The sequence below is a fragment of the Candidatus Hydrogenedentota bacterium genome (assembly GCA_018005585.1).
Lineage (GTDB): Bacteria > Hydrogenedentota > Hydrogenedentia > Hydrogenedentales > JAGMZX01 > JAGMZX01.
Map to the genome: position 1 here is coordinate 1 of JAGMZX010000280.1, position 3,154 is coordinate 3,154.

The window sequence follows — 3,154 nt, forward strand, 5'->3', positions numbered from 1 at the left end:
TGTCGGCAACGGTATGGCGTGCCGCTTGGGTCGGCCAACGGCGCGGGCAGGTCCGCAGGGTCGGGTCTGCCCGTGACGCGTGGAGGCAAACAGTCGTCATGATAAGGCTATCTCGGGCAGCGGGGTTCTTCAGCGTCGTGTTCTGCGCCTTGTTGGCGGCGCCTTCCATGGCGCAGACGGTTGATGTTGACTTTGACTTCATCATGCGTTCGGCGGACTGGTTCCTGGCGCGGGAGCTGGGTTCCGGCGCGTTCCCACCATTTTTCGGTACGGACCGCGACGGCAACGGCATTCGCGAGGATGACACGCTCGCCATGCTCTCGGCCATCTTGCTGGGCAACTCGCCGGATATTCTGCCGAATGTACAAGCCGAGATACAGGCCGGCTACCAAGTGAACCTTATCCGCGTGGCCCAGGACCTGAATGTGCATGTTTCCGTTTACGGCTTTGATATCGATATCAATATTCTGGAGGAATTGGCGGGCGAAGACCCCCTCTTTGCCTACGCTGTGCAGAACCTGCTGGCGGGCTACATGACGGTTGCGGATAACGTGACGATCACCTTCCTGCGAAATTTCCTGAAGGACCTGGTGCGCAAATTCGCGGAAAGAGAGGGGTACGGGGAATATCTCGACCTCGTCAATCTCGACGAGATTATCAAGTTCAACGCGGTGGATTACTACACGTTCGGGGATGCGCCCGTAGAGCCCAATTATCTTGGGGCGAATGGCAATGTGGACGCGCACCTGAACGGGACGACAAACCGGCAGGAATATGACGCGTCGAGCGGCACGTACAAGCGCGAAACCTGGCTTACGCGCTGCAACATGGTGCCGCCCATGCGGATTGTCAGCAACCCGGGCGGGGGAAGCGTTCAGACCGGCGACCAGTTCGCCTTTTCCGTGGAAGTCGCCGGGGGCACGGGAACGCTGCACTATCAGTGGCTGCGCACGGACTCGAACGGGCGCGAGTTCCCGGAGTCCTACGACCTGGTCGGCAATGACTTCGACGTTTACAACCTGCATTATGCCAGCGTGCTGGACAATGCGAAGTTTCTGGTTGCCGCGTCGGACGACCTCTCTCATTGGAATTCGAGCACGAGGCGCGGCGGGCGCATGTCCTGGTTTGGCTCCCTAAGCGTGACAGCGGTGCCTTTCACGATTGCCGCGCAGCCGGTGGGCGCGACCCTGCCCATCGGGGCCAGCCACACCTTCGAATTTCGCGTGCATGGCGGAACGCTCGTGCCTTCCTATCAATGGAAGTTTAACGGCGTTAACGCGGGTCCGGACAATTCCATCTGGACCATAAGCCCGGTCTCGGGCGCGAGCCAGGGCAATTACCAGTGCGTCGCGACCTCCGGCGCGGCGCAGTTGTCGTCGTTCATCGTCACGCTGACGGTCTCAGGACGCGGGGAGAAGGTGACGTTCCCTGATCCGAACCTCGATTCGGCCGTGCGCGGCGCCTTGGGGTATGGGCCGGGCATGGACCTGTATGAAGGCGACTGCCTGCTGGTGACGTCGCTGGTCGCGCAGAGCGCGAACATAACGAATCTCACGAATATCAGCAAATTGGCGAATCTGCGACATCTGGACTTGTGGGACAATCAAGTCATCGATTTGTGGAAACTGATTCCCTTGCCCGGCCAGCAAATCATGCCGCTGCAGTATCTGAATCTGGGGCAGAACCAGGTATCGAACCTGGCGCCGCTTGCGCAATTGCCGACACTTGAAACCATATTCCTCTGGAATAACCAGATCGCCGACATCTCGCCGCTACTGTCCCTCGCGGACCTTGGCGCCGGCGATGAAGTCGGCCTTGAGGGCAACCCGCTTTCTGAAACGGCCCTGTGCGTGAGCATTCCGGAGTTGGCGTCGAGGGGCGCGACCGTCGGGTATGACGGCGTTTGCCCGGCCGCTGAAGGCGAAGGCGAGGTCGAGGGCGCCGAAGGCGCCGCCGAGGGCGAAGGCGAAGGAGAAGGCGAAGGGGAAGGCGAAGGGGAAGGCGAGGGCGAGGGCGAAGGCGAAGGCGAAGGGGAACCTATTCCCGAATGTGACATGGTATTCCAGGCGACCAAGCCAAAGCCGCTTGGTGATTTCAGCATCGTTACCTCAACGATTCAAGTGCCCATATCGCGCATCATTACGGACCTGGACGTCGTTCTGAATATTACCCATGCGGAAACGTCCCAACTGGTAGCGCAACTGGAGTCGCCGGACGGCATTCCCATCACCTTGTTCGTGCGCGGCGGGGCGCACGGGGCTAACCTCGTCGAGACGCGTTTCACGGACGAGACATCCGTCCCGTTTTCCTTGGGAACAGCCCCTTATACCGGTCCGTTTCGGCCTTTCCTGCCCCTGAATCAGGTGGACGGCATGGATATGGCGGGGACGTGGACATTGACGGTGTCGGACACGAACCTGGGGGTTGTCGGCACGCTCAACAACTGGCGGCTGCAATTCAATCCGTGTACTCCAGGAGAAGGTGAGGGAGAAGGAGAAGGAGAAGGCGAGGGCGAAGGCGAAGGCGCGGCGCCGACCTGCCACAGTGCGGATACAAGCAGGGACTGGCGTATTCAGCTTTCGGAGATGTTGCGCGTTATTCAGCTGTACAACAGCGGCGCTATCTCGTGCAGTCCGGTCAGCGAGGATGGCTACACGCCCGGTGCGGGCGACGAGAACTGCCCGCACCACGATTCCGATTACGCGCCGCAGGACTGGCGGATTTCGCTCTCCGAATTGCTCCGGTTAATTCAGTTTTTCAACGCGCCCGGCGGCGCATATCATGTGGACATGGCGACGGAGGATGGGTTCAGCCCCGGAGCCGTGTTTGCCGAGCCGTGACCCGGCTTGGGCAGCAGCCCTATGCGGGGGAAGAAGGGGCAAGGTGACCGCACGCGGGCGTGGCGCGCGAAGCGCGCGTGCGGCCTCGTTTTATGCTGCAACTTTTTTTGTTTTTGAGGTATTGAGAGAACGGAACAACTGGGTTGAAGCCCGTTTGCAGGTTTTGGTATCATCCCTGCAAGGGGTGACCCTTCAATAACCAAATATCCGGGAGGAACGTATGAGCAAGTATTACCGTATGACGTATGTAGTGTGCGCAGTGGGTCTGGTTCTTGCCCTGACGGCGACAAGCGGCTGCAAACGCAAGCAGCCCG

1 protein-coding gene is annotated in these 3,154 nt (G+C 60.1%); it reads left to right on the forward strand.

What is annotated here, in order from left to right; translation table 11 throughout:
- Positions 1–98 precede the first annotated feature (98 nt).
- On the forward strand, positions 99–2,840 hold the full coding sequence (locus KA184_23735) for a proprotein convertase P-domain-containing protein (GenBank protein MBP8132603.1): 2,742 nt from the start codon (positions 99–101) through the stop codon (positions 2,838–2,840).
- Positions 2,841–3,154 lie beyond the last annotated feature (314 nt).

Coding starts and splice junctions, on each gene's coding strand:
- KA184_23735 (MBP8132603.1), top strand. CDS start 99: ATGATAAGGCTATCTCGGGCAGCGGGGTTCTTCAGCGTCGTGTTCTGC.